The following is a 4,401-nucleotide window of genomic DNA, read 5'->3' as shown; positions in this document are numbered from 1 at the left end:
GAACTCCGCGTCGGCGATCTCCACCGCGGCGGCGCGTGCCGGGGGTGCCCACAGCGCCGCCGCCAGGGCGAGCACAACGGCCAGCGCCAGCGCGAGCGGGCCTCGGAGCGTCGAGGAGATCTGCCTGGTCATCGCTGAACCTCTTCCTGCGTGACGGTGGTGGGGTGTGTGGTCTGCGCGTCGGCGTCATCGGCGGCATCCTGACGGCGCTTGACCACGAACGCGCCCACGGCGAGCAGCGCCAGCGCGGCGAGCGCCAGGAACAGCCATTTCATCGAGTCGCGCAGCGTGCTGGACGACGCGGCCGGGGTGATGTCCACCCGCAACGGGAAGCGCTCGGTGGCCTCGAGGCCCGAGCCGGCGCCGGCCGCGCGGATCTCGTGTGTCCCCGGCTCGATCCCCTCGGGCAGGACGATCACGCCGGCGACCTCGCCGTCGACCCCCGCCACCACCGGACCCACCGCGGCGAGCCCGTCGCCCAACACCACGTACACCTGCTCGCCGGGCCAGAAGCCGGCGGCGGCGAAGCCCATCGCTCCCCCGGCACGTGCCGACTTGCGGTCGACCTCGATCACCGCGGCGCCACTGAGAGTGGTCCCGCCGGTCGCGTCCACAGGTCCCTCCGCCGGCATGGAGGCCTCGCCGTCCGCACCGGCGTCACCCGTCGAGGCCGCCGGAGCCCCCGTCTCCGCGCCGCCCGCCACGACGGCGGGGGCGCCCTGTGCCTCGATCGAGGTCTGGGCCCGACCCGCGCGCCCGGCGGTGTCCGCCGTGCGGCCCGACCCGGCGCGGCCCGCGGCGGCCGGTGCCTCTGCGGACGGTTGCGCCGGCGCGGCCCCGGATTCCGCGGGCGCGGCCGGAGCCGCCCCGCCCTGGAACGTCACCGGGGTGAACGACTCGTTCGCGCCGTTGCGAACGCCATGCGCCCCCCAGGTGAGGAACCCACAGGTGACCTGTCGGCAGTCGATCCGCTTGCCGCCGGCACCGGTGAACGTGGGACCGGGAACCGTGAGCGAGATGCGGAACGATCCGTCCGCGCCCATCGTCCCCTGGGCCTCCCCGGAGGTCTCCGACCCCGGGAACGCGACGAACGCCTGGTAGCCCTTGTTGCTTCTGGACTGCTCGTCGGGCACGTAGTCGTAGGAGGTGCCGGTGGCGCCGCCCTTTGACGGGCCCCAGTTGGATCCGTTGACCCAACCGAAGCCCACGTAGACGCCACCGAAACCGCCCTGGACGGCCTGGAAGCCCGACCCGCTCACCGTGAACGTGGTGGGCCCCGAGGTCGAGGCCACCGCGCCGCTCAGCGAACTCGTCGCCGTCAGTCGCGCGACCGCCTGCGCGGTGCCGGCCGACACGGCGACCATGCCCAGCGCGGCGACCACAGCGGCGACCGTCATGGCGACCATGCGCCGACTCGCGCCGTGGGGCGTTCGGACCGTGGAGTGGGTCATGAGAACTCCTTGAGAACGGGGTCGCAGGCGCCCGGGTGGGTGCTCTGCGAACAGACGGCGGGACGCCGAAGCCCCCGACGGTCCGGGGTGACCAGCAGGTCCCCCGTCACCGGGTGACGGTGGATGAGGACCCGCTGCTGGTAGACCTCTTCCACCAGCTCCGCCGTGAGGACCTCGGCCGGGGCGCCCTCGGCGCGTACCCGGCCGCCCGCGATCATCACCATGCGGTCGGACCACGCCGCGGCCAGCGCGAGGTCGTGGAGCACCACCACCACCGCTCCCCCGGCGTCGGCGACAGATCTCGCCAGCCCCAGCACGATCTCCTGGTGCCGCAGGTCCACGGCGGCGGTGGGCTCGTCCAGCAGCAGGATCCCGGTGCGCTGCGCGAGGGCCCGCGAGAGCGACACCCGGGCCTTCTCCCCGCCGGACAGTGTCGGGAACGTCCGGAGGTGCAGGTGTGTGGTGTCGGTGGCGGCCAGGGACTCGTCGATGATCAGCTCGTCGTCGTCCCCCTCGGGCAGTCCGGTCCACGGCGCGCGTCCCATGACCACCACTTCCCGCACGCTGAACGGGAAGGCCACGGAGTTGGCCTGCGTCAGCAGGGCCCGGCGCCGCGCGAGGTCTCCCAGGCGCCACCTGCGCAGGTCCGTGCCGTCCAGGAGGGTCCGGCCGGAGTCGGGCGCCGTGTCCCCCGCCACCACGCCGAGCAGGGTGGACTTGCCCGCCCCGTTGGGGCCGACCAGCGCCAGCACCTCGCCAGCATGGACATCCAGGTCCACCGCGTCGAGAAGCACGCGGCCACCGATCCGGACGGTCACTCCCTCGGCACGCAACACGGGCGTGCGGGTCGCGTGCGCGGTCATCCCCAGCCTCCTGCGGTGCGACGGGTGAGGTGGAGCAGCCAGAAGAAGAACGGGCCGCCCACGGCCGCGGTCACCATCCCCAGCGGCAGCTCGGCATAGTTGACAGCCGTGCGGGCCAGCAGGTCGGCGGCGAGCAGACACACCGCGCCGCCCAGCGCCGAGGCGGGCAGCAGCAGCCGGTGCCCGGGGCCGGCGATCATGCGGACCAGGTGCGGCACCACCAGGCCGACAAAGGCGACGATCCCGCAGAACGCCACGGCCGCGGCAGTGAGAAGGCCCACCAGCAGGATCGAGTAGATCCGCAGCCGCTCCACGTCGACTCCCAGGTGCCGGGCCGGGCGCTCCCCCAGGGCTAGCAGGTCCAGTGAGCGGGCCAGGCGCGACGCCAGGATCAGCCCGAGCAGGGCCAGCGGGGCCACCACGAGCACGTACTCCCAGCGGCTGCCGTTCAGGCTGCCCAGCTGCCAGAACACGATCTCCTCGCGGGCCTGGGTGTCGCCGAGGAACATGAGGAACGCCAGCGCCGCGCCGGCCACCGCGTTGACCGCGATGCCGGTGAGGACCAGCGTCACCACCTCGGTCCGGCCGTTGCTACGGCTGAAGAGGTAGACGGCGGCGGTGGTGACGATTCCGGCGATGAAGGCGCAGGCCACGCTCGTCCAGGGGCCGAAGGCGGTGAGGCCGAAGACGATCGCGGACGCCGCGCCCACCGCCGCGCCGGCGGACACGCCCACCACGCTGGGTTCGGCGAGCGGGTTGCCAAAGGCGCCCTGCATGAGGGCGCCCGCGACGGCCAGCGCCGCGCCCACCACGATCGCCATGGCCACCCGCGGGAACCGGACGCTCCACAGGGTGGCGTCGGCGCGGGGATGGCTCTCGGCGGGGCCGAGGCCGATTCCGACGCCGCGCAGGAAGCCCGAGGCGACCTCGCTCGGCGGGATGGACAACTGGCCGGACGCGGCGGCGATCACCGCCAACACGACCAGCGCGACCGCCAACCCTGCGACCAACAGACCGCCGGTGAGCAGGCGGTTCGTTCCGCCGGTCTCGGGCGCGCGGTCGTGCGCGGCGGCGGGACGCGCGTCAGTGAGGGTCACAGCGCGTCGGGGGCGTAGAGCGCCACGGCGAGCGCGTTGAGGACCGCCGGCGTGCGGGTGCCGAAGGACAGCACCAGGTCGTCGTTCATCGCGATGACGCGCTCGTTGGCCCCGGCGGGCGTCTGGGCCATGGCCGGGAACTTTTCCAGCAGCCCGTCCACTCCGCCCACGGAGTCGAGGCCCTTGTTCATCATGATGATCACGTCCGGCTGCGCGGCGATCAGCCCCTCGTCGTTGGCGGGCTTGGCGCCCTTCCACCCGACCTCTGAGGACACGTCGTACCCGCCGGCGGCGGAGATGAGCTCGTCCGCGCCGCTGTCCTGGCCGAACATGTAGTACACCCCGGCCGCCCCACGGGCGTAGAGGAACACCGTGCGCAGCTGCTGCGTCTGGGACTCCGGGGTGATCGTGGCGATCGACTCCTGCGTCGCGGTGATCTGCGCGCGCGTCCGCTCGCCCAGCGCGCGCCCCTCCTCCGGCAGGCCGAGGGCGTCGCCCACGGCCTCGGTGAGTGCCTCGACGTTCTCCGGGGAGCGGTGGGAGTCGACGACGACGACGGGGACACCGGCGTCGCGCAGCTGCAGCACCACGTCCCACGGACCGAGCGAGGTGTCGGTGATGATCACGGACGGGTTGAGCGCGAGGATCGCCTCGGCGTTGAGCTGGTGCCCGTCGGTGGTCACCAGCGGGACGTCGGCGATTTCCGGGAAGGAGGACGAGATGTCGCGGCCGATCACGTTGTCGCCCAGGCCGAGCTCGAACACGATCCTCGACAGGGTCCCGTAGATGTCCAGCGGCAGGACGCGGGAGACGTCCGCCACCTCGACGACCGTGCCCTGGTTGTCGGTGACCACTGCGGGCAGCTGCGGCACCGGGTCGCCGGCGATGGGTTCCACCGGGTCGTCCGTGAGCTGCAGCGCGAGCTGCCCCTGGTACGAGCGCGGGTCCTCGAGCGCCGTGACCTGGGAGGCCGACGGGATCCCGGAGATC

The 4,401-nt window shown here is 73.2% G+C and carries 4 protein-coding genes; all 4 read right to left on the bottom strand.

Annotation, left to right across the window (positions count from 1 at the left end; genetic code table 11):
- Nucleotides 1-128: 128 nt before the first annotated feature.
- Nucleotides 129-1,451 (bottom strand): hypothetical protein, encoded by a 1,323-nt coding sequence (locus B4M60_RS04695; protein ID WP_291080761.1) that lies wholly within the window; start codon nt 1,449-1,451, stop codon nt 129-131.
- Nucleotides 1,448-2,314, bottom strand: coding sequence for a heme ABC transporter ATP-binding protein (locus B4M60_RS04690; RefSeq protein WP_291080759.1), 867 nt, complete (start codon nt 2,312-2,314; stop codon nt 1,448-1,450). Before B4M60_RS04690 ends, B4M60_RS04695 begins: the two co-directional genes overlap by 4 nt.
- Nucleotides 2,311-3,411 carry a FecCD family ABC transporter permease gene (locus tag B4M60_RS04685; protein WP_291080757.1) on the bottom strand — a complete coding sequence of 367 codons (1,101 nt, stop codon included), beginning with the start codon at nt 3,409-3,411 and terminating at the stop codon, nt 2,311-2,313. Before B4M60_RS04685 ends, B4M60_RS04690 begins: the two co-directional genes overlap by 4 nt.
- On the bottom strand, nt 3,408-4,401 hold a 994-nt coding region (locus B4M60_RS04680), incomplete at its 5' end, for a heme/hemin ABC transporter substrate-binding protein (RefSeq protein WP_291080755.1). The genes B4M60_RS04680 and B4M60_RS04685, both read right to left, overlap by 4 nt.

Source organism: Dietzia sp. UBA5065, from assembly GCA_002415925.1.
Lineage (GTDB): Bacteria > Actinomycetota > Actinomycetes > Mycobacteriales > Mycobacteriaceae > Dietzia.
Note: the sequence above shows the minus strand (reverse complement) of the source record. Positions and strands in the feature narration are given on the sequence as shown.

Bases quoted from the DNA above. Each gene is read 5' to 3' on its own strand.
- B4M60_RS04695 (WP_291080761.1), bottom strand. From the start codon at position 1,451: ATGACCCACTCCACGGTCCGAACGCCCCACGGCGCGAGTCGGCGCATG.
- B4M60_RS04690 (WP_291080759.1), bottom strand. From the start codon at position 2,314: ATGACCGCGCACGCGACCCGCACGCCCGTGTTGCGTGCCGAGGGAGTG.